This window comes from Collinsella sp. 4_8_47FAA (assembly GCF_000763055.1).
GTDB lineage: Bacteria > Actinomycetota > Coriobacteriia > Coriobacteriales > Coriobacteriaceae > Collinsella.
Genome location: NZ_KN214135.1, coordinates 161143 through 183290 on the forward strand (window position 1 = coordinate 161143; position 22148 = coordinate 183290).

Sequence of the window (22148 nt, forward strand, 5' to 3'; positions counted from 1 at the left end):
GCCCGGAGGCGAGGCCGGGCGAAATTGCTACACGCACAACACTGACCTAAAAAGTTGTTAGGTCTCCACGCAGTTCGGCAGGCGGCATGAAATGTCACCCTCAGCGGTGAAATAGAACATTACCGCAGATAAATGCCATATTTGGTAAAACGCGTTACCAAACGACAATGCCCCGCCCACGCAATCACGTGGACGGGGCATTGCTCTAGGTATGCGGTCAGCGACCCTGTTGCTTTTACTTAAGCTCGGGCCAGTAACCCTTGTTAGCCTCGATCATGTCGTCGAGAACCTCCTTGGCGACCTTCATCGACGGCACGGTCTTGTTCAGCGTAAAGGCCTTGAGCGCCTTCTCGTACGAACCCTCGATCGTAGCCTCGACCACGAGCTTCTCGGAGTTCAGCTGCTGCATCATGAGGCCCTGCTGGAACAGCGGAATGTTGTCGCGGCTGATGACCTCGGGGCCGTTCTTGCCAATGTAGGCAGGCAGCTCGACCATAGCGTCGTAGGGCATGTTGGGAATAGCGCCCTTGTTCTCGCAAATGACCAGGAAGCGCTGCTTGGTGTCGTTCTTCAGAGCGATAGCCAGGTCGGCAATCCAGTCGCCGTGGCTGCCCGCATAGAACGTGCTCTCGTCGATCTCGCCCGTCTTCTCGTAGTGGTCGATGCCGTCGAAGAGGTTCTTCTCGCGCGTCTCCTCAACCTCGTTAGCACGGGTGCGCTCGGGGTTGGAATGCTCGACGAACTCCTTCTGCTGCAGGTAGTAGTTCAGATACGTGTTGGGCAGGTACTCCGGGAAGCACTCCAGGATCTCGTACTCGCCCTTCCAGACGTAGTACCAGCTGCCCTTAGTGTGGCGGTTCTGCTCGGGGTGCTCGTCGGTGGCCTCCTCGGGCTTCTTTGCCATGAGCGAGCCCATGCCCTTGAGGTAAGAATCGGGCAGCAGAATCTCATGCTCCTTGATGTACTCGCGCAGCTGCGGGAGCACCTCCTCGCCCTTGTGGCGGATCGAGGTGAACCAACCAAAGTGGTTGAGGCCAAAGTAATCGTACTCAACATCCTTCTTGTCGATATCGAGCGCGGCGCAAACCACGTCGATGATCGCGATCGGCATGTCGCAGATGTTGATGATGCGAGCGTTGGGACGCAGCACACGGCAGCCCTCGGAGACGATGGCGGCAGGGTTGGAGTAGTTGAGAATCCAGTAGTCCTTCTTGGCGTACTTCTCAACGTCATCGATCAGCTCGACCATGGGGAAGATGGTGCGCATGCCGTAGGCAAGGCCGCCGCAACCGCAAGTCTCCTGACCCACGCAGCCGTGACGCAGCGGAATCTTCTCGTCCTGTTCGCGCATGGCGTAGCCGCCCACGCGCATCTGGGCAAACACGAAGCTCGCGTCGGTGAAAGCCGTCTTTTTGTCGGTAGTCACCGTGAGCTTGATGTCCAGGCCAAGGTCCTCGTGCAAAATCCAGTCCACGAGCACGCCGATCTTGCGCTGGCGCTCCTCGTTGATGTCGTACAGACGAATCTCGTCAACGTCGAGCTCGTCCTTGCGCAGGGCGATGGACTTGACGATGCCGGGGGTAAAGGTGGATCCGCCACCACACAGAGTAATGATCATTGTTTACTGCTCCTTCTCAATTGCGTTCTCGACTTTGTCGCGCATCTCGGCGACCTTCATGCCAAAGATGATCTGGATATTGTTACCGTTGCGGTTGATGCCGCTGTTGGGCACGTGGTTGATGAGGTTCTCATCGATGAGGTCCGGGTTCTTAACGTTCACGCGAAGACGCGTAAAGCAGTTCTCGAGCTCCTCGATGTTGTCCTTGCCGCCAAGACCTGCGACCAGGTCGGCAATACCTGCGTCGACGCCCTCTGCGGGAGCCGCGGCAACAGCGCCCTGCTTCACCGCGACAGACGCGGCGGCCTCGCCCTCGGCAACGGACTCGGCGAGCTCGGACTCCTCCTCGCGACCAGGCGTGTGAAGGTTGAGCTTCTTGATGAGGAAGGTGAAGAGGAAGAAGTACAGAGCGGCGTTGACGACTCCAAGCACCAGCATAACCGGCCAGTTGGTCTTATCGACACCGAGGACCAGGTTGGAAACCACGATGTTGATGATGCCGCCTGCAGTCGAAGCGGGCACGGAGAGGACCTTGAGCAGGACCAGGAAGATGCCGGAAAGAACCGAGTGAACGACAAAGAGCACGGGGGCGGCAAAGACAAAGAGGAAGTCCATGGGCTCGGTCACGCAGGAGAGCACGGCGGTGATGATCAGCGGGATGATAACGGCCTTGGTCTTATCCTTGTTCCCCTTGTAAGCGGTGACGATAAAGGCGAGACCGATACCGATGTAGGGCCACAGGTTGTTGAAGGTATAGCTGTTGAAGTAGGTGCTATCGGAGAAGGGCTGGCCCGTCATTGCCATCTCGGCAACACGGATGGGGTAGGCACCGGCGATAACCTGATCGCCCAGCGTCAGGGTGCCACCCACATCGGAGAACTGGAACGGGGTGTAAATGAGGTGGTGCAGACCGGTGGGAACGAGCAGCTTGTTGAGCATGCCGTAGATAAACAGACCGATGTTGCCCGACTCCTTAATGATGCCGGCAACGGAGGAGATGGCACCCTGAACCGGAGGCCAAATGATGCAGAAGCCAGCGCCCATGATCCAGGAAATGATGATCATGATCAGGAACGGGAAGCGAACGCCCGAGAACATCGAAAGGGCAATGGGGAACTGCTTGTTCGAGTACTTGTTGAACACGGCACCGGTGATGCAACCAAGAATGATGCCGCCAAACACGCCGGTATCGAGCACCTGGATGCCCATAACGGTGGCCTGGCCGGTTCCGGTAAGGCCGAGCATGCCGCTCGCATCGGCAAGAGAGCCGGTGGCGTTGAGCACGATGTTGTTAGCCTGCAGGAACAGGAAGAACGACATCAGGGCGATCAGCGAAGCATGACCCTTGTTCTTCTTTGCCATGGCGCCGGCGATGCCCACGCAGAACAGAATCGAGAGGTTGTTGATGATAAACATCAGCGACTGATAGACAACGGCGCCCACGAGCTGGAACGGACCGAAGCCCAGCACAGGGACCATGGCGCAGATGGTCTTGTTGGTCAGAATGATGCCCACGATGAGCAGAATGCCGGCAACCGAGAGATACATCATCGGCTGAACGATCGACTTCGCGAACACCTCCAACGGCGCTTTGAAATTGAACTTCTTTTTTGCGGTCATAGCGGTACTCCCCTTCCTTTTCCGCAAATTAAGACAAATGTGCCCTAGACAAGACCGTGAGCCTTGCCTTATATCAATCGATGTGTGGGCACGTTATGCCTAGAGACCAGGTTCTCCAAGCAGGTTAACAATGTGATATGCGAGATAACTCTTCTCGGCATCGGTAACGACAACGTTATAGGTAGACGACAAGTGGGCGGCTATGGCGTCCGCGCACGAGAATGCACACGGATACGCCGTTTCATCGATTCGGAACAGCGCATCTCCGTTGATTTGCCCGGCCGTAGGATCGAGCGCTCGCTGTGCGAAAAACTGCAGGTGACGAACGAAACGCTCATAGGGCAGCGAGGTGTCATCGAGGGTCGTAGCATAGCGCTCGGAAACAATCGCGAGCACGTCGCGAACAAGCTGGACCGAAACGATCAGACGATCGGAGCGTTGCGGCATGGTGGCGTTGACGATATGCAGCGTAATGAAACCCTGCTCTTCTTCGCTCATCTGGATGCCCATATACTCCTTGATAATCTGCAGCGCACGGCCCGCAAGTGCATACTCCTTGCGATAGAACTGCTGGATCTCGAGCAGCAACGGATTCTCACAGGAGACGCCCTTGCGCTCGCGCTCCAAAGCAAGGCTGATATGGTCTGCGAGAGCAATGAGAATCTTGTCGTTGATATCAACATTGAGCTCTCGACGGAGCATCTGAACGATGTCCTCGGAAATCACGAGGTTGACGGTGGAGATGGACTCCAAAAGATGTGCCAAGCGGTCAATCGTACGCGAGTCTTGAGAAGTTCCCTCCTGCAACGCGTAGGTCTTTTCGATCGACGCCTCGTCGATGGCATCGCCGGCATGACGGCCAAAGCAGAGGCCTCGACCGATGACGATGAGCTCGGAGCCATCGTCCGAAGTGACCATTGCGACGTTGTTGTTAAAAACTCGCTTGATAACCACGGTACCCACCACAAGAATTTACTCGGAAAGCCAGACGACAGGCTCTTTAACAGCAACAGGGCCGGAAGCATGCTCACGAAGAGTCGAGTTCTCCGAACGCTCGCACACGATAACGAAGACCGTGGGATCAAAGCCGGCAGCGCGAACCACGTCGAAATCGACCTCGACGAGGGGCTGGCCCGCGTCGACATGGTCACCCTGGGCAACAAGCGCATGGAAGCCCTTGCCCTCAAGTTTAACAGTGTCGATTCCGATATGCAGCATCACCTGAGCAGAGCTGTCGTCGGACATGATGCCCAACGCGTGCTCAGTCGGAAACAGCGCGGCGACGGTGCCGGAAACAGGAGCGTACACCGTTCCCTCATTGGGAACCACGGCAACGCCGTCGCCCACTGCACGGCTGCTAAAAGCGGGATCATTGGTATTTTCTAGATGAACAAGCTCGCCGGAAACGGGAGCGAGGATTTCGAACTCGGAAGCCGCAGTCGTCTGCTTTATCCGAGCCACCCATAAGGCGAGCATAAGGCGAGAAAAGAAACCCATGGTGACATGTCCCTTCATAAATATAGCCCAACCAAAATCAATCGAATGCGCCCATTGAGACGCTCGCGATCAAAGACTTTGGTTAGGCCCACGTCCGAGGGACTCGGTAACCTTCCGCATTTCTTTTACGGGGGTATTGTAGACAAGCCCAAAGCCGGAACAATCATTATGACCGGTGAACGGTATTATTTCTCCGATAAACGGTATTTAGGCGGCACTTAGGAACGTTCCTTTTCTGCCGGCACCCAGGGACACTCCTCACTCTGGTGCATTGGGGACAGGTTTGTTTGCACCAGGTCGGTGCAGATTAACCTGGCCCCAATGCACCAATTTCGTATGCGCTAGATAAAGAGCTCGCATTCCTTCCGCACGACGCAAACCTTGCTCAGCATCTGAGAAACAGCGGATAGCTTGTTGGGATCAAGCTTACGAGCGCCTCGCGGACATACGGCAATGCAGCGCATGCAGGAGATGCACGCCTCGCCAGCTGCTCGTTTGGGGTCACCCTTGTCGATAGCACAAACGGGGCACGCCGCGGCGCATGCACCGCAGGAGACACAATCCCCTGTTGCCTCGGGTGCCATGCGGTGACCTCCGGCTTGTTTATAAGGACGATTGCCGGGAATAGAGGGCTCGGATGTATCCTCAGCCAACAGCTTTTGCTGAATTTGCTGCGCAAACTCTGCGAGCTGCGCCGTATCCTGCGCATCCGGACGACCGGCAGCAAACTGTCGTGCAATGGAATGTTCTGCAATGGCTGCAACTGCCGCGATCACCCGGAATCCCGCATGCTTCGCAACGTCCTCCAGCTCTACGAGCGTGTCCTCAAACGCGCGGTTTCCGTATACGCAAACCAAAACAGCCCGAGCCCCGTTGCCGCGCACCATGCCCAACCGGTCAGCCACCACAGCCGGGATTCTACCGGCATACGCCGGCACAGAGATTACGGCCACGTCGTCCTCGGTCATCGAGACAGCGCTGAAATCTAGCCCGCTAACGGTCAGATCGACGGTAACGGTATTCTTGTCCAGTGCCCCGGCCACAAGGCCAGACACCTTCTGCGTTCCACCCGTCGGACTAAACACAATTTCGAATACGCTCATCGAGGCACCCTCCCCTACGCCTGGCAACGCGTCAAGCCGCTTTCACATCCAGCCAGAGTATACGGCACGTGGGGTCCCCATTTTGATGCACCAAGCACCCCAATGCACCCACCCTACGCTGTCTGCTTCTTCGTTTTGTATAAATTACGGTACAGATTGTATATATTTACGGGATACCGCCGCGTTCTCCTAAGGTACCCCATCCAAGCCCGTGCAAAAAACGGAGTATTCTGCAACGTAACCACGCCAGCACCGCCGCGGGTGGGCAAAACTGTAGGGCGCCGTATCATTCTAAGTCCCGATATGGCGAGAATGACGCGCCCCTGCTCCGGAAAACGGCGAAATCTGACTCAGAACGCTCGCCAGGGATATCCGAAGGCCACCGTTGGCGACGTCGGATCATATGCAGACAACTCGAACTGCAGAATACTCCAAAAAATGCACGGCGCACCCCATAGGACCCATTGCTGCATGGCGAAAAATAGGTCCTCGGCATCCCCCAGATGCATTCCCGAGAACATCACGTTTGAATTAGCGATGGACACGGCAAACAAAAGGGCCCGAGCGTTGTTTGCTCGGGCCCTTAGCTTGTCTCACGCTAGCGCGCGATGCGCATCTTATTTGCGCTTGCCGCCGCCGTCACCGGGACGACGGGAGCTGCCGCCACGCTTGCCACCACGACTATTGCCATAGCTGCCACGGTTATCGCGACCGCCGGCACGGCCGCCACGGGAGCCGGCCTGGTTGCCGCCACGCCCGCCACGATAGCCGCCACGACGCTCCTCGCGGGTATCGTCGTAGTTGCGCCAGTCATCGCGACGATCGCGGCTGGCACGCGGGTCACGACGATCGCGCGACTCATTCGAACGACCAGCGCCGCCGCGGCCGCCATTGCCGCGAGCGCCCTCGCGACGCTCGCCGCCGCGGCTAACGCGCTCTTCAAAGCGCTTGCCGCCACGGGACTCACCGCCACGAGCACCTCGCTCACCGCGACCCTCGCCGCCGCGACGCTCGTCACGGCCACCGCGCTCGTCATCGCGGCCGGAACGGCGGCGGTTGCCCGCGCCGCGTTTGCCGCCACGCGAGCCACGACCCTCGTCCTCGCGCTCGACACGGCGACGACCGCCGCGATCCTCGTCCTCGCGGCGACGGCGATGCGCCTCGCCCTGGAACTGCTTGGCACGGCGCTCGGCACGATTGCCGCGCGGGGCCTGCTCGACGGTACCAGCACCGTCGCGCTCCTCGGCAGCCACCTCGCGGGCTACGCTCTCCACGGCCTCGTCCACGCGAGCTTGAACGCCCTCGCGCACGCGGGTCTTGCCGCCACGCTTGGGACGGCTCGGACGCTCGCCGTCGCCGCGACGCTCGTCGCGACCGCGGTTGGAACGACCGGCCACATCGCCGTAGTCATCGCCATTGCGCTTGCCGTCGCGACGTGCCCGCTCAAGCTTCTTCTTGCTCTTGGACTTGCCGCGCTTGGTCTTCTTCTTCACCTTAAAGGCGGCAGGGTCGCGCTCGGGGTCGACCGCGGGCGGATTGGGCCCCACATGCAGGTCGCCGGCCTCGTAGATGTCGGCGGTCTTGTCCATGAGCTTCTCGATCTCGTAGAACTCATCGACGTCCTGCTCAGTCACAAACGTGATAGCCCAGCCCAGCTCGCCGGCGCGGCCCGTACGGCCAATACGGTGGATGTAGTCGGTCGGCTCGGCCGGCACGTCAAAGTTCACAACGTAGCGCACGTCGCTAATGTCGATGCCGCGGGCAAGCACATCGGTTGCCACTAACACGTCGACCGTGCCGTCGCGGAAGGCCGAAAGCGCGCGCTCGCGCTGGGCCTGGCTGCGGTTGCCGTGAATCGCGGCGGCCTTGATGCCCTTACGCTCCAGACGACGGCAGCAGCTGTCGGCGCGGTGCTTGGTGCGCATAAAGACGATGGTGCGCTCCGGGCCCTCCTTCTTGAGGAACTCGGGCAGCAGGTTGTTCTTGGCCTCGATGGACACCGGGAACACAAACTGGTCGACGGTGTCGGCGGTCGACGTGGCCGGTGCGATCTCCACGCGGGCCGGGTCACTCACCAGGTCGGTGATCTCGCCCACAGCCTCCTCGTCGAGGGTCGCCGAGAACAGCAGCGTCTGGCGCTCAGCCGGCGTCTCGCGCACAATGCGGCGGACGGCGGGCAAAAAGCCCATGTCGAGCATGCGATCGGCCTCATCGAGCACCAGGACCTTAACCTCGTCCAGGTGGCAGGCACCCTGCTCGATCAGATCAACCAGACGGCCCGGCGTGGCGACCAGGATGTCGCAGCCGTACTTGAGAGCAGCGGTCTGCGGCTTGTAGCTCACGCCGCCCACGACGGTCACGGCGACATGGCCGGTGACGTCGGCGATCTTGCTCGCAACCTCGTCGATCTGCTGAGCAAGCTCGCGCGTAGGGGTGATGACGAGCATCGCGGGGCCACGGCCGTTGCCCTCGGGCTTTTTAGCACCGCGACGACGGTTGCGGCCGCCGCGCTCGCGCACGGGTTTGGGCGGAGCGATGTGTTCCAGATTGTTCATGGTCGGTAGCAAGAAGGCGGCCGTCTTGCCGGTGCCGGTCTGAGCGGCGGCAAGCAGGTCGCGACCCTCGAGTACCACGGGGATGGAGCCGGCCTGAACGGGCGTGGGCGCCGTGTAGCCCAGGTTCTCGATGGCACGAAGCATCTCGTCCGAAAGCCCCAGCTCGTTAAAGGCGGGCAGGCTCTCGGTAGCGGACTCGACGGCCTGGGCGGCATTTGCCTCATCGGCGGCATCGAAGGCGGCCTGGGTCATGGCCTCGCGGGTCTCGTCCAGAATCTCGGCGTCCGTGACGTCGGATACAGAATTACGCATATGTTGTTGTTCCTTATCTGCACGCGCAATGGGCACGGCATGCGGCCGCGCGGGCGTGCTTGGTAGTGCGCTAATACATACAAAAACAGGTGCGCACAGAGAGGACGTTGCTCAGCACGCTGGCGATCGCTTTGGCAGCCCTATCACGCGCCGTCCAGACGCAGCAGCTCTAAGCGATGGAGCAGATTCGCCGCCGGTTAGTATACCCGCGCTTCGCATGCCCCCACGTAAACCACAGATGACGAGGCGGACGGGGTGGGCCTGGCCGATTGTCTCAATCTGTAACAGATGCAGGGCAAAACCGGGTCCAAATGTTACAGAACAAGACAGAGGGGGATTTCCGTCCAGTCCAAACCAAATCTCTCAGGCTTCCTGCAATTTCGAACATGTGGCCTATAATGTTGCTTTGGTTACGCTATATATTGCGCAGCCATTTAATACGTCGCCCACCGGGGGCCATTAATTCCTATCGCCATATTGGCTAGGAAGCAATCAAAGGAGGTATCCGTGGCAGCAGAGACGCCTTGCTCGGTCCTCTATAACGATATTCGCTCGTTCGGCGGTCTTAAACATCTCGAGATCGCCCGAATGCTCATCAATGGAAACTCTTATCTCGGCAGTACCCTGCTCGAGAAATGCTCTTCCAACCGCTCGTATCTCACCCGTTACATCGTCCATCGCAAGCCTGACCAGTGCGCGCCCGCCATCTACAGCGACTTTACCGTCACCACGCTCAACCTTTCCGCGGCAATCTGCAGCAAGCTCGGCGGCGGCGAGTCCGCCTATCGGGCAATCGCCGAGCACTATCGCGGTCCGGCCGCCAACGAAATGATGTCGGCTCTCGCCAGCTACAAGCTGGACAGCCGCCTATATGCAAATGCCCTCAATCGCATCGACAACTTTGACGGCAATGCCGTGCGTGAGAAAAGCACGCTTTACCTTATGCTCTTTGTGGCAACGGGGGCGCTCGCCGATCCCGTTCAGGGCGTGGCCACCGTCGAGCGCTTTTGCGACAGCAAGACAGGCGGGCACTTTGGCACCACCGAAACTACCGTCGGACGCGGCTTTATGAGCAGCCTGGAGCAGCCGCACACCGTCGCTCCCAACCTCGGTCTGCTCAGAACCCATGCCGACAACTGCGCCGACATGCAAATCCATCCCCTCACACGCGATCCGCGCGGCACCGTGATTGGTTCTTTGCCCAAAACCTCGCCCAGCATCACCGATGTAGGCGCCGACGCATCGCGCGAGCATCTTCGCATTTGGCTTGAGGGTGAGCACTGGTACGCCCAGGGCCTTGGATCGACCAACGGCACGGTACTCGAATCGGGTGCAGGCGACGGCGATATTGTGATTGAGCCGCCGCGCGACCAACGCGAGCCCGGCAAGATCTATCCCCCCGTGGAAATCGCCAACAGCGACAGGCTCCATCTGGGTCTCTACACGACATTCCTTGTCATTGTGGACTAGCACGGACGGCGATCGGAAGACGGTCGCCGTCCGTCTTTCGTCTTCTACCTTCTGCGTCGTAAACGACAATACTCAGCGGTATACGTGGGCAGTGCGGCTATCATGGTGCTTTACCGATATCCGCACTGCTCACGTATACGCGCGGCAACCCATGCCAGACAAAGGAACGCCATGGATACTACCGATAGCGCCTATGGCGACAAACTCGTCCGTCTCGATACGTTCGATACCGCCGTGGCGGTCGACCCCAGCGCCGAGGACGACGCCAAGCGTCGGTTTATGACGCTTATTCTCCAGACGGCCCACCGCAACAACGGCAACATCGGGCACGTGCTGCGCGCGACCAACACGAGCGGCGAGGTCTTTGCCGTCAAGCTACTCAAGGACAATGCCATCCTTTCCGGCCAAGCCCCCGACCGCTCCGCCGAGCAAGCGGCTGCGCACCTGGCCAATACCGCCGCGCTGTTCGAGGAGTACCGTCATCTGTGCACTGTCTCGCACCTGCGCGGATTTCCGCGCGTCTATGGCTATGGATCGTGCGAGGACGACCCGCTCATCCTCATGGAGTGGGTCGAGGGCACCTCGCTCAAGCAGGCGCTGCCCTTGCTTCCGCACGATGCCTCGGGCGGGCTAACCACCCAGATGGTGGCCGCCGTTGGAAACGCCGTGCTTCGCGCACTCCTGATGACCCAGGGACTCGTAAATCCGGTCGTCCATCGCGACCTGTCGCCCGCCAATATCATGTTCCGTACCACCAGTCGAACGCTCGAGCAGCAGATCGTCGATTGCTCCTTTGACCCCTGCCTCATCGACATGGGCTCCGCGACCATGGCCCTCGGCGATGACACGATCACCCGGCGCGCCGACATCTGGCGCTTTGCCACGCCCGCATACGCCGCGCCCGAGATGCTCACGCAGGATATCGAAGGCATCGCGGCCCTTCGCCGCTCGCCCGCAATCGATGTCTACGCGCTTTCGAGCATTCTGTACCAGCTCTACAGCGGTCGCAAACCGTTCGATGTGGAGTCGACGGGTGCCGCGGCAACCGGTTCGTTCTACCTCATAAAGACCAAGACCAAGCCGGCGCCGCTCGAGCCGCGATGCAGTGACGACGAGGCGCTCGTCCAAATCATCATGAAAGGCATCTCAGTCGAGCAGCGTGATCGTCCCACCGAACAGCAGATGCTCGAGGTGCTCTCGGCATACCTCACCGATGCCGAATCCGAGGGCCGCGAGGGCGCGGGCAGTGACACCGCAATTGACATCGACTCCGGTACGCACCTTAAGGTCGACGTCGCCGGCGAGCGCGCGAGAGAGATCCTGGAGCAGGCCCGGCACGATGCCATGACCCGCCGCCGCTTTATTATCGGTGGCGTTGTCGCAGCCGTTGCGGGGCTAGGCGTTATCGGGGCGGCAACCCATGGCTTTGGCATCCCCGACTACCTGGACGGCATCCGCAGTTCACTTGACGACTACACTTGGGATCAGCTGCAGGAGATTTCGCTCAAGATTAAGGCCACCGAGACCCGTAGCGAGGCACGCGAGATTGCCAGGCGCTATCATCTGCTCGATGCCGATGGGCATATCCCCTATCCGTGTACCAAGCGTGTCACGCTCACCAACGGGCTGCAGGTTGGCGCGCAGCTTGTGGGCATCCGCCACGATGAGCTTCTGGACGGGACGGGCAAGGCCGGACTAACGTTTATGTTCGACGCGGGTATTGCCGAGCGCAACGCTGCGGCTGAACCGCCGAGCGCCGGCTGGGCAGATTGCGAGCTGCGGGAATGGCTCAACGGCGACGGCCTTAAGCTGCTGCCCAACGAGTTGCGCGCACTCATTAAAGGGGTCAAGAAGGTCTCGAACAATGTGGGCGCCGCCAACAGCGCATCGTGCCTGAGCGAGTTGCCCGCAACCCTTTGGCTGCCCGCCATGGTCGAGCTGTGCGGTACGCAACCGCCCGATTCGTTTACCGAGGGCTATCACTACCTGGCAGACATCTACAACGGCGAGGGCAGGGAGTATCAGCTCTTCCGCGAGCTCAAGGTGAGCCCGTATTCCACGAACGAGACGATGGTCCGCCAGTGGAAGGGCAAGGACACCTGTTGGTGGGAGCGCACGGTGAGCCCCGACACATCGGAGAGCGAAGGCACGCTCTATATGAACCGCGTGGGGCACGACGGCGACGTCTTTACGTACGCAACGCCTGCGGAAAAGCCAAGCAAGCTAACCTGTGTGATCCCCGGGTTCTGTATCTAGGCGGCGGGCGTCTTGCCGTGACGGGACCCCTCCCCGGCAATTGTCTCGATCTGTAACAGTAAGGGGTCAAAAACCTCTCTAGATGTTACAAATCAAGACATTTGAGTTGACCGCGGACGGTTTGTCTCGATCTGTAACATCTAGCAGGAAAAACGGTCCTTAGGCGTTACAGGTTGAGACGTTAAGTTGTGGCTCGATGTAATGTCTCGATCTGTAACAGTTACTCGACAAAAACGGGTCTAGTTGTTACAGATTGAGACATTAGACCGGCTACGGTCCGCCGACCTGGCTATCACCTCGACCAATACCAGAATGTCATACATTTCAATCTCCACTGGACACCCCCAGGGGGTATGGGTGTATAGTATCGGATGGTTAACATTTCCGACACTACGCCACAGAAAGGAGAAGCCATGGCTCAAGATAAGTTCGATGTGGGCGGCATGACGTGCGCCGCCTGCCAGGCGCACGTGGACCGTGCCGTGAGCAAGCTCGACGGCGTCCAAAGCGTCGCGGTCAACCTGCTCGCCGGCTCCATGCTGGTCGACTACGACCCCGCGCAGGTCTCCCCCGACGACATCTGTACCGCCGTCGATCGCGCGGGTTATTCGGCCTCGCCCGTTAGCACGGGCACCGATGCCGCCAACTCAAACGGCAACGCGCAAGCCAGGTCCGGCGCCGCCCATATGGAGTCGCCGACCAAAAAGTTGGAGGCCGCCGCCTCTGCCATGCGCACCCGCCTCATCATCTCGATCATCTTCCTCATCCCACTGTTCTACATAGGCATGGGGCACATGCTCGGTTGGCCACTGCCCGGCGTCTTCACCGACCACACCCACAGCATGACGCTCGCGCTCACCGAGCTCGTCCTGCTCATTCCCATCGTCTACGTCAACGACGCATACTTTATCAACGGGTTTAAATCGCTTACGCACGGCGCGCCTACCATGGACGCCCTTATTGCCGTGGGCGCCACCGCGTCCATCGCCTGGTCGCTCTACGCCATGTTCATCATGGCCGACCAGCTAGCCGCGGGTCAGGTCCACGAGGCCATGATGACGAGCATGGACAACCTGTATTTTGAGAGCGCCGGCACGATCTTGTCGCTCGTCACCGTAGGCAAATATCTCGAGACACGCAGCAAATCCAAGACTGGCGGCGCCATCGAGGCGCTCATTGACCTGGCGCCCAAGACCGCGACCGTCGTGGCCGTCGACGGTACCGAGACCACCGTCGATGTCGATGCCATTCTGCCCGGCCAGGTGCTGCGTGTGCGCCCCGGCGAGTCCATCCCTGTCGACGGCGTGGTACTCGAGGGCGCTTCGGCCGTGGACGAAAGCGCACTGACCGGCGAGTCCATCCCCGTGGAGAAGACCGCCGGCGCCACCGTCAACGCCGCCACCGTCAACCGCACCGGATCGTTTACCTTCCGCGCTACGCGTGTGGGCGCTGACACGTCGCTCGCCAAGATTATCCAGCTCGTCGAGGACGCCAACGCCACCAAGGCACCCATTGCTCGACTGGCCGACAAGGTCGCCGGCGTGTTCGTGCCTGTGGTATTCGTGATCTCGGCCGTGACCTTTGTGGTGTGGATGGCACTGACCAGCGACGTGAATGAGGCGCTCACCTCCGCCGTCGCTGTGCTGGTGATCAGCTGCCCGTGCGCGCTGGGCCTGGCCACGCCCGTCGCCATTACGGTCGGCACCGGCAAGGGCGCCGAGATGGGCATTCTGTTTAAGAGCGCCGAGGCGCTGGAGAACCTGCGCAGCGTGGGCACCGTGGTGCTCGATAAGACGGGCACGGTCACCCGCGGCAAGCCTGCCGTGACCGATATCGTGGTAGCCACGCGCGCTGACGGCTCGCCCGCCATGAGCGAAAAGGCGCTGCTCAAGTTGGCCGCCGCGTTGGAGCGCTCGAGCGAGCACCCGCTGGCCGAGGCGATTATGGCCGAGTGTGAGACACGCGGGATCGTCGCGCGCATGGTCGAGGACTTTACTGCCGTGCCCGGGCGAGGCGTTACGGCGCGCGAGGGGCAAAACGCCATTGCAGCCGGCAACGTACGCCTGATGGACGAGCTGGGCGTTACCGTGCCCGCGGGTCTTGCCGAACAATTTGCCGCCGAGGGCAAGACGCCGCTGTTCTTTGCCAAGAACGGCGAGCTTGCCGGCACCATTGCCGTGGCTGACGAGGTCAAGGAGACGAGCGCCGGGGCCATCGCCGCACTGCGCTCGCTTGGCGTCGACGTGCGCATGCTCACCGGCGACAACCACGTGACGGCCGAGGCCATCGCCCGCCGCGTGGGACTGACCAGCAAGCAGGTCATCGCCGACGTGCTTCCCGCCGACAAGGAGCGCCACGTGCGCGAGCTGCAGGATGCGGGCAGTAAGGTCGCCATGGTGGGCGACGGCATCAACGACTCCCCCGCCCTGGCGCGCGCCGACGTGGGCCTTGCTATCGGCACCGGCGCCGACATCGCCAAGGAGGGCGCCGACGTGGTACTCATGCGCAGCGACCTCATGGACGTCGCCCGCGCCATCGAGCTTTCGCGCGCCACGATCCGCAACATCAAGCAGGACCTGTTCTGGGCGCTGTTCTACAACGGCATCGGCATTCCGCTGGCGGCGGGCGTGTTCTTCCCGCTCACCGGGTGGCAGCTCTCGCCGATGTTTGGCGCCGCGGCCATGAGCCTGTCGAGCGTATGTGTCGTAAGCAACGCTCTGCGCCTAAAATCCTTTAAGCCCAAAGTGGCAAAATAGGATCACCATTAAGTCCATTTAGAACGGGTTTTCCAGGTGCCCGAGATTGACCTGAAAGAGGAGCGACGCGTACTTTGGTACGCGAGCGACGGCTTGAAGGTCAAGGTCGGGTGCCTGGGAAAGCCGACACAACAGAGAGGAATACCCATGCGTTTCACAATCAAGACTTCCGGCCTCATGTGCGGCCACTGCGACGCCACCGTCGAGACGGCGCTGCTCAACGTAGCCGGCGTGACCGACGCCGACGCCGATCACGAGACCCAGACCGTCCAAGTGGAGTGCGCCGACACCGTGACCGCCGAGCAGCTCGCCGCCGCTGTCGAGGCCGCGGGCGAGAAGTTCCACGCCCTGTCCGTGGCCGCCGCGTAGCAGCTACCAGAAGCATTCGACCCCATCGACCAGAAACGAGGACCCGCTATGATGGCAGACCATAAATCGGTGACCCGCATGCTCAAGACGGCACGCGGTCAGATCGACGGCATCCTGCGGATGGTCGATGAGGACCGCTACTGCGTCGATATTTCCACGCAGCTCATGGCCACACAGGCGCTCCTCGCGCGCATTAACGCCGACGTGCTCAAGGCGCATATCGAGGGCTGCGTGACTTCGGCAATCGAATCGGGCGACGAAGACCTCAAAGCCGCCAAGCTCGCCGAAATCGAACGCGTCGTCGACAAACTCTCCAAGTAATTGGGGCATTGGGGACAGACTTCTTTGCACCGTCTTGGTATTCCGGGGACAGGTACGTTTGCACCACATTGGTGCAGATTAACCTGTCCCCCTTGCTCTAAATCGGGTATAAAGGCGTGCGGCATATCGAATGAAAGGCAATTTGCATGAATGACTTTATGAAGGGCCGCAATGGCGCTGACGAACTCACCATCGTGATGGGCTTCGCAGGCATTATCATCGCCATGATCGGTTCGATGGCTCGTATCCAGTGGCTCAGCTGGATTGCCATCGCCGTAATCGTGATTGGCGTGCTGCGCGGCCTGTCCAAAAATATCGATGCACGTCGCAAGGAGAACGAGGCCTTTGTCGCCGCGACTGCAAACGTACCCGGCTTGGGCAAGTTTGTAGCTAGCTTGGGCGGCGGAGCTGCAGCGGCCAACGCCTCGCGCGCAGCCGGTACTAGCAAGGAAGACTTTGAACGTGCCAAGCGCACAGCCAAGAAGATGTGGAAGGGCCGCAAGACCACGGCCTATCTCAAGTGCCCCAACTGCGGCCAGATGCTCTCCGTTCCCAAGGGCAAAGGCAAGATCCGCGTCACCTGCCCCAAGTGCCATGCCAAGATGGAGACGCGCTCATAGCCGCCATACCATGGGACAAATAAAAGCCGAGGCCTCGCACTGGGACCTCGGCTTTTTCTGATTATGACAAAAGGATTGTCCCTTTGTCGCATCGCCATATCGCGCGCTTACGCCACGCCATCGCGGGCAAGCTCCTCGGCCAACGCCTCGGCAGGCATGGCCATAATCGCGTCGAGCTCGGCGTCCACCTCGGGAATACGCTTCACCTTGAGTTTGCGCACCAGATCACCACGGCACATCACGTGCATCGGCTCACGCAGTGCGCACAGGTCATCGAGCGGATTCTTGCGCGTCACCAGGATATCGGCGGCCTTGCCGCACTCGATTGTGCCGGTCTCGCCGCCCAGCCCCAGCAGCTCGGCATTGACCTGCGTGGCCGTATGCAGCGCGAAGGCGTTACTCACACCCACGTACTTGGCAAAATAGGCCACCTCACGCCACATGTCGTACTGCGTCACGAACGGGCAGCTCGAGTCCGTGCCAAGGCCCACCTTAACGCCAGCTTCCAGTGCGGCACGGGCGCTCTCGATGATGCCCGAGCACACGATGTCGCCGTTCTTCTTTTGTGTATCGGTCGAATGGGTCTTTTCCGGGTCGAGCAATACAAACGGCAGCGCCGGGCTGATAGTGCAGGTAACGCTGGGCGCACGCCCCTCGAGCTGCGTGCCCGCGGTGCCACGGTACAGCTCCAGAATCTCGGACGTCAACGGAGCGCCGTGCTCAATCGTGTCAACGCCGGCCTCAAGCGCAACCTTCACACCCTCGGTACTCTCGACATGGGCCATGACCGGAAGGCCCATATCGTGCGCCGCCTTGCACGCCGCCGCGGCAACCTCCACCGGCATACGCAGCACGCCCGGCTCGCCCACCTCGGTCGCATCGAACACACCGCCCGTTACGAACAGCTTAATGACGTCGGCACCGCGCGCATACAGGTCGCGCACCTGTTCGGCTGCCTCGGCGGGACTGTTTGCCACCTGGGCGAACAAGCCCGCACCATGGCCGCCCGGCACCGTGACGCCCGTTCCCGGCGCCACCAGGCGAGGACCTTGATACTTGCCGGCGTCGATGGCATTACGAACGGCGATGTCGACAAACAGTGGGTCGCCCGCGCCGCGCACCGTGGTCACGCCGCTTGCCAGTTGTTGTTGGGCGCTGCCCTTAAGAATATGGCGCACGATGGCGCGCCCCACGGGATTATCGAGCTTCTTCATCAGCGCGCCCGCATCGCCCGCCGAAACCGGCTTGCCCGAACCGCACAGATGCACATGCATATTGATGAGACCGGGCATGAGATACGCACCTGCCAGGTCGATGACCTCGGCACCTGCAGGTGCCTGCGCCACAGCACTCGGCCCCATCCACGTGATGACACCGCGCTCAACAGTCACGGCCATATCGGGTTGCGGCTCCATATGCTCCGAACCATCCAGGACGGTCGCATTGATAAACAACGTGGAACGATCGGCAGACGCCATATCGAGCTCCTCCCTCGCAATTAACTTGAACATTTGTCCATTATCACCTAATGCAGCGAACTAAAGTCAAACATATCGGTTAACGGAGGGAAGAGGGGATGTGGGGGACGGAATACGTTGCAGCCCCATCCCAGCAACATCAGGGGAATGTCTCGAACTGTAACAGGTACAGGGTTATTGGGCCCCTTGATGTTACAGATCGAGACATTCGGTCGACGTTTCACCGGTTTGTCTCGATCTGTAACAGTTACGAGCTCAAATAACCTCTAAACGTTACAGATTGAGACAAAACCTCTCAGCGCCCATACCACCGGCATCTCCATTCCTCAGCCAAATCAGCCCGTCGCGGAATACCCGCCAGCCTCATTTTCTCGACCAGCTTCCCCGGGTCTTTGAGTTCGTTAAACGTAAACCGAAGCACCTTATGCCCGAGCATTGTCAGATGGGACTCCCGTTGACGTTCTGCCACGAATGGGTCGACCGACTCCCGACCCTCGCCGTTCTGCAAGGTGTACTTCCCCTTTCCGTCGAGCTCGCCGATGACACACGTCCCGTTCTCGAGCCGCCAAAAATAGTCGACGCGAAACACCTGGCTCGGATCGAGCGGGTCGCGAAACTCCACCTGCAGCTCCGGAACCGGAAAGCCGTACGCAATAAAGAACGCTCGGAACCGAGACTCGCCGCCGTTTTCGGACAGCCCGTCCGCATACGACGCAATCACCTGTGCCCTGCGATACCCTCGCCTGCCCTTACAATCGACGCGGAGGCGCTCGCACAAATCCCCACGCGATACGCCTTTCGCCCGCAGTGCAGAATCGGCAATCGCCAACCCGTAGGAGAACGGCGCACGCAGCAAGCAATCATCTACCGTGCGCCAAAACGGCGTCGCCCACACGCCGTCGACTTGTTCAAGCGCACCCGCCGCCTGCGGACGCAACAGCCGACATCCTGCACTCAGCGGCACCGAGCAACCTGTCTTAACAAGATAACGCGGCCCGAGCAGATCATTCGGCACCTCCAGACCCCATATCAGTGCGGCGTCATATCCCCAAAACGCCCAATCGGGATGAAATTCCGCAAGCCCTCTGATAGTCCTCAGTGCTCGCTCCGTCAGCGTCAATGCATCCCAATCATGCTGAAAACAGAACAGGTACGGCTCGGGCTCCGCAATATCGTCGGTTCCAACATGGCGTCGCAACCACATGAGCTCGGTATTGTCATGCGTTGCGAGCAGCGTACCTTGCTCGGTCGCCTCCGTGAGCCGCGCGAGCATCCTGTTCCGCGCCAACGTGTTGCGAGTCGCATGTTTGTGTTTGAGAACGGTATTAGACACTTTCATCACCACCACGTCAGACAAATGGACCATCGTCACCGTTGCCTCCGCTGACAAATGTCTTGATCTGTAACAGGAAGACAGTCTTTGAGCCTCTAGTTGTTACAGAACAAGATCTTTCGGCAGCCGCCAACCCTCCGTCTCAATCTGTAACAGTTACGGGCTCAAACAGCCGCCAAACGTTACAGATTGAGACAAAGTCAGGGGCAGCAGGGCGACACCAGTCACATCCCCTACTCCCATTCTTGTTCGTAGATGTTGAGGGACTTTACGTAGCGCCCCTGGGCGCCCATGATGTCGCGGACCAGGCGCAAAAAGAAGCTGACGCACGAGGCGTCAAAGCCGTCCTGCAGATCCTCGGGATGCACCGCACCCGGTCCATCGACCGCTGTGTCACTCAGGCGTGCGATGTCATACAGATAGAGTTGTCCCGCCGTCAGCCAGACATCGTCGACGCAGGCGAGGCGCACCGCAATCGCTCCGTCGCTCCAATGCTCCTTTTGCACGATATGCGGATCGTAGACGTCAAAGCGACGGTCGGTGCGTGTGTCCTTCAGCGCGACCATACCAGTCGCAGGATCCTTGTCCAAAATGCCAAAGCGCGAGAAATACTGCGTGTCGCATACCTGCTCGAGCCGCTTGAGCGAGGCAGGCGAAAGCGATGCCGGCGGCTCATCAACATACAGCTCGAGCAGCGTCTTGCCATGGCGATAGGGGCGCTCGAAGAGCAGCCAATCGGTAAATGCCATGTTGTAGGCCATGATTTCGTTTTGGGAAGGCTCGGTGCAATAGCCGAGCCACGGGTCGACAATGATCTCGAACTGCTCGCGCGCCGGCTCCAAAAACTGAAACTTCCGCAGCATCCAAAAATGGGCCATGTCGGCAATATCGTTGCCAACGGCTTCGGCCAGATGCGCTCGGTCTAAAACGTGGTCAGTCACGGCATCCTCCTCAAACTGATGAACCTCAATTTGAGCTTACGAGGAGGGTGGGCAGCCACTGTCAGCACGGACAAAATAGGCCTCCGGCTGCAAACCAGATGCTGACCAAACACTTGACGGAATGCTTGACCGAATATGCACACTGGAACAAAGCCGCAGGTAAACATAGACGGCCAACCCGCCCTTTTGAGCCAAGCGCCCCCGGCCACCACAGAAACAGCAGAGCACCACAGCTCAAGAAGACGCCGAATGGACACTCGCGCGTCGACAAACGAACAAATCGGTCGCAAACCCGCAAGGAGTGTCCCCGAATGCCGGCACATAAGGAACGTCCCCAGCTGCCGGCACTTGGGGACGTTCCTTTTGGGCCGGCCGTTGGGGACAGCCCTTGACGATTCAGCTGTGAACAGCCGCCTTACAGCTCCAGCGCCTCGGCGACTTCGGCAGCGCAGGCCAGGGCGTCGGCCATAGCGTTCACCACGAGCGAGCTGCCGTTGTGAGCGTCACCGGCAACATACACCGGCGCGGCATCTGCGGCGACGCCGTCGACACGCGCCGCAAGATGCGAGCCCTCGGCGACCATCACAGGCAGCGGGCGGCCCGCCGTGGCAACAGGTACGCCGACAGCTTCGAACACGCTGCGCTCCGGACCCGTAAAGCCACAGGCGATGAGCACCAGCTGGGCCGGCACCTCGTGCTCGGAGCCCGCGATGCGTTCGGGCTTGCCGGCCGACCAATCCAGATCGACCACGCGCAGGCCCGCTGCCGCGCCCTTCTTGTCCAGCAGCACCTCGAGCGTATCCACGCCCCAGGCACGCATCTCGCCGCCCATGGCAGCGATAGCCTCCTGCTGACCGTAGTCGGTCTTCTTAACGTTGGGCCACTGCGGCCAAGGGTTGCTCGCCGCACGCTTATCGGGCGCGGCCGGCAAGAACTCAAACTGGCGCACACTGCGCGCACCCTGGCGCACCGCGGTGCCCACGCAGTCGTTGCCGGTATCGCCGCCGCCAATGACCACAACGTCCAGGCCACGCGCGTTCACCGCGGGCTCACCACCATCGAGCACCGAGACGGTCGAAGCCGTCAGGTAGTCCACGGCATACACCACGCCCGGGGCATCCACATTCGTAGCCGAAAGACCGCGGGGTGCACGAGCGCCGGCAGCCACCACAACGGCGTCAAAGCCATTGAGCTTGGCCGCTACCGCAGGGTTCGTAACGTCAGCGCCCAGCTCAAAGACAATACCCAGCTCGCGCATGAGCGCCACGCGGCGCTCGACCACAGACTTCTCGAGCTTCATGTTGGGAATGCCGTACATGAGCAGGCCGCCCGGGCGATCGTCACGCTCAAACACCGTCACGCGGGCACCGCGACGCGCAAGTTCCCATGCAGCCACCAGGCCAGCCGGGCCAGAACCAACCACGGCGACCGAGGGCGCGTCCTCCCCCGCCGGCTCAAAGCGACGCGGACCGCCATTTGCCCACTCATGGTCGCTGATCGCACGCTCGTTGTCATGAATCGTCGTGGGCTGGCCGTCGACCGAACCCAGGTTGCACGCGGCCTCGCACAGCGCCGGGCACACGCGGCTCGTAAACTCGGGCATGGGCGAGGTGAGCGACAGACGCTCGGCAGCCTCGTCCCAGCGGCCGCGGTACACCAGCTCATTCCACTCGGGAATCAGGTTGTGCAGCGGGCAGCCGCTCGGGCGTGCCTTGCCAAAGCTCGCACCCATCTGACAAAACGCCACGCCGCACATCATGCAGCGGCTCGCCTGAGCGCGACGTGCATCGTCATCGAGCTCCACGTACAGCGGATCAAAATCATGGCTGCGCTCCTCCACGGGGCGGAGCTCGTGGGTCACGCGATCGATATCAAGAAAAGCACCGGGCTTACCCATGG

16 protein-coding genes are annotated in these 22148 nt (G+C 60.5%); 6 read left to right on the forward strand and 10 right to left on the reverse strand.

Translation table 11 applies throughout. The annotated features are described in order from the left end of the window. Positions 1-235 precede the first annotated feature (235 nt). The 6 genes from HMPREF9463_RS04040 to HMPREF9463_RS04065 all read right to left on the reverse strand — a co-directional run bounded on the left by HMPREF9463_RS04040 (position 236) and on the right by HMPREF9463_RS04065 (position 8705). The gene (locus tag HMPREF9463_RS04040; protein WP_035137379.1) at positions 236-1618 is read right to left on the reverse strand and encodes a 6-phospho-alpha-glucosidase; all 1383 of its coding nucleotides are present in this window, start codon (positions 1616-1618) and stop codon (positions 236-238) included. Between the two features lie 3 nt (positions 1619-1621). After that, a complete protein-coding gene (locus HMPREF9463_RS04045) occupies positions 1622-3238 on the reverse strand; it encodes a PTS transporter subunit EIIC (RefSeq protein WP_052044068.1) in 1617 nt (538 codons plus the stop codon). A gap of 99 nt (positions 3239-3337) precedes the next feature. Continuing rightward, complete coding sequence (locus HMPREF9463_RS04050; protein ID WP_035137795.1) at positions 3338-4192, reverse strand: PRD domain-containing protein; 855 nt, start codon at positions 4190-4192, stop codon at positions 3338-3340. An 18-nt stretch (positions 4193-4210) separates the two neighbouring features. Continuing rightward, positions 4211-4735: a PTS sugar transporter subunit IIA gene (locus tag HMPREF9463_RS04055; RefSeq protein ID WP_052044069.1), complete on the reverse strand. Its 525-nt coding sequence runs from the start codon at positions 4733-4735 to the stop codon at positions 4211-4213. Positions 4736-5076: 341 nt separating this feature from the next. Further along, complete coding sequence (locus tag HMPREF9463_RS04060; protein ID WP_035137380.1) at positions 5077-5838, reverse strand: 4Fe-4S dicluster domain-containing protein; 762 nt, start codon at positions 5836-5838, stop codon at positions 5077-5079. 617 nt (positions 5839-6455) lie between these two features. Further along, positions 6456-8705, reverse strand: a complete 2250-nt coding sequence (locus HMPREF9463_RS04065; RefSeq protein ID WP_035137381.1) for a DEAD/DEAH box helicase — start codon at positions 8703-8705, stop codon at positions 6456-6458. 507 nt (positions 8706-9212) lie between these two features. Between HMPREF9463_RS04065 and HMPREF9463_RS04070 the strand changes: the two genes are divergently transcribed. The 6 genes from HMPREF9463_RS04070 to HMPREF9463_RS04095 all read left to right on the forward strand — a co-directional run bounded on the left by HMPREF9463_RS04070 (position 9213) and on the right by HMPREF9463_RS04095 (position 16497). Further along, positions 9213-10175, forward strand: coding sequence for an FHA domain-containing protein (locus HMPREF9463_RS04070; RefSeq protein ID WP_035137382.1), 963 nt, complete (start codon positions 9213-9215; stop codon positions 10173-10175). Between the two features lie 171 nt (positions 10176-10346). Beyond that, complete coding sequence (locus HMPREF9463_RS04075) at positions 10347-12431, forward strand: protein kinase domain-containing protein (protein ID WP_035137384.1); 2085 nt, start codon at positions 10347-10349, stop codon at positions 12429-12431. Between the two features lie 413 nt (positions 12432-12844). Beyond that, a complete protein-coding gene (locus HMPREF9463_RS04080; protein WP_035137385.1) occupies positions 12845-15187 on the forward strand; it encodes a heavy metal translocating P-type ATPase in 2343 nt (780 codons plus the stop codon). A 147-nt stretch (positions 15188-15334) separates the two neighbouring features. Continuing rightward, the gene (locus HMPREF9463_RS04085; RefSeq protein ID WP_035137387.1) at positions 15335-15556 is read left to right on the forward strand and encodes a heavy-metal-associated domain-containing protein; all 222 of its coding nucleotides are present in this window, start codon (positions 15335-15337) and stop codon (positions 15554-15556) included. Positions 15557-15604: 48 nt separating this feature from the next. After that, on the forward strand, positions 15605-15877 hold the full coding sequence (locus HMPREF9463_RS04090; RefSeq protein WP_035137388.1) for a metal-sensing transcriptional repressor: 273 nt from the start codon (positions 15605-15607) through the stop codon (positions 15875-15877). A gap of 146 nt (positions 15878-16023) precedes the next feature. Further along, positions 16024-16497, forward strand: a complete 474-nt coding sequence (locus HMPREF9463_RS04095) for a hypothetical protein (protein ID WP_035137389.1) — start codon at positions 16024-16026, stop codon at positions 16495-16497. A gap of 107 nt (positions 16498-16604) precedes the next feature. Here the strand turns inward: HMPREF9463_RS04095 and HMPREF9463_RS04100 are convergent, their stop codons facing one another. The 4 genes from HMPREF9463_RS04100 to HMPREF9463_RS04115 form a co-directional block, all read right to left on the reverse strand. Continuing rightward, positions 16605-17975: an amidohydrolase family protein gene (locus HMPREF9463_RS04100; RefSeq protein ID WP_232219749.1), complete on the reverse strand. Its 1371-nt coding sequence runs from the start codon at positions 17973-17975 to the stop codon at positions 16605-16607. Positions 17976-18270: 295 nt separating this feature from the next. Then, complete coding sequence (locus HMPREF9463_RS10405) at positions 18271-19347, reverse strand: hypothetical protein (protein ID WP_148334164.1); 1077 nt, start codon at positions 19345-19347, stop codon at positions 18271-18273. Positions 19348-19541: 194 nt separating this feature from the next. Then, complete coding sequence (locus HMPREF9463_RS04110) at positions 19542-20249, reverse strand: hypothetical protein (protein ID WP_052044071.1); 708 nt, start codon at positions 20247-20249, stop codon at positions 19542-19544. A gap of 415 nt (positions 20250-20664) precedes the next feature. After that, complete coding sequence (locus HMPREF9463_RS04115) at positions 20665-22146, reverse strand: glutamate synthase subunit beta (protein ID WP_035137391.1); 1482 nt, start codon at positions 22144-22146, stop codon at positions 20665-20667. Positions 22147-22148 lie beyond the last annotated feature (2 nt).

Excerpts from the sequence above, each read along its gene's own strand:
- HMPREF9463_RS04040 (WP_035137379.1), bottom strand. The coding sequence starts at position 1,618 with ATGATCATTACTCTGTGTGGTGGCGGATCCACCTTTACCCCCGGCATC.
- HMPREF9463_RS04080 (WP_035137385.1), top strand. The coding sequence starts at position 12,845 with ATGGCTCAAGATAAGTTCGATGTGGGCGGCATGACGTGCGCCGCCTGC.
- HMPREF9463_RS04095 (WP_035137389.1), top strand. The coding sequence starts at position 16,024 with ATGAATGACTTTATGAAGGGCCGCAATGGCGCTGACGAACTCACCATC.
- HMPREF9463_RS04115 (WP_035137391.1), bottom strand. The coding sequence starts at position 22,146 with ATGGGTAAGCCCGGTGCTTTTCTTGATATCGATCGCGTGACCCACGAG.
- HMPREF9463_RS04090 (WP_035137388.1), top strand. The coding sequence starts at position 15,605 with ATGATGGCAGACCATAAATCGGTGACCCGCATGCTCAAGACGGCACGC.
- HMPREF9463_RS04075 (WP_035137384.1), top strand. The coding sequence starts at position 10,347 with ATGGATACTACCGATAGCGCCTATGGCGACAAACTCGTCCGTCTCGAT.
- HMPREF9463_RS04100 (WP_232219749.1), bottom strand. The coding sequence starts at position 17,975 with ATGGCGTCTGCCGATCGTTCCACGTTGTTTATCAATGCGACCGTCCTG.
- HMPREF9463_RS04060 (WP_035137380.1), bottom strand. The coding sequence starts at position 5,838 with ATGAGCGTATTCGAAATTGTGTTTAGTCCGACGGGTGGAACGCAGAAG.
- HMPREF9463_RS04065 (WP_035137381.1), bottom strand. The coding sequence starts at position 8,705 with ATGCGTAATTCTGTATCCGACGTCACGGACGCCGAGATTCTGGACGAG.
- HMPREF9463_RS04055 (WP_052044069.1), bottom strand. The coding sequence starts at position 4,735 with ATGGGTTTCTTTTCTCGCCTTATGCTCGCCTTATGGGTGGCTCGGATA.
- HMPREF9463_RS04085 (WP_035137387.1), top strand. The coding sequence starts at position 15,335 with ATGCGTTTCACAATCAAGACTTCCGGCCTCATGTGCGGCCACTGCGAC.
- HMPREF9463_RS04045 (WP_052044068.1), bottom strand. The coding sequence starts at position 3,238 with ATGACCGCAAAAAAGAAGTTCAATTTCAAAGCGCCGTTGGAGGTGTTC.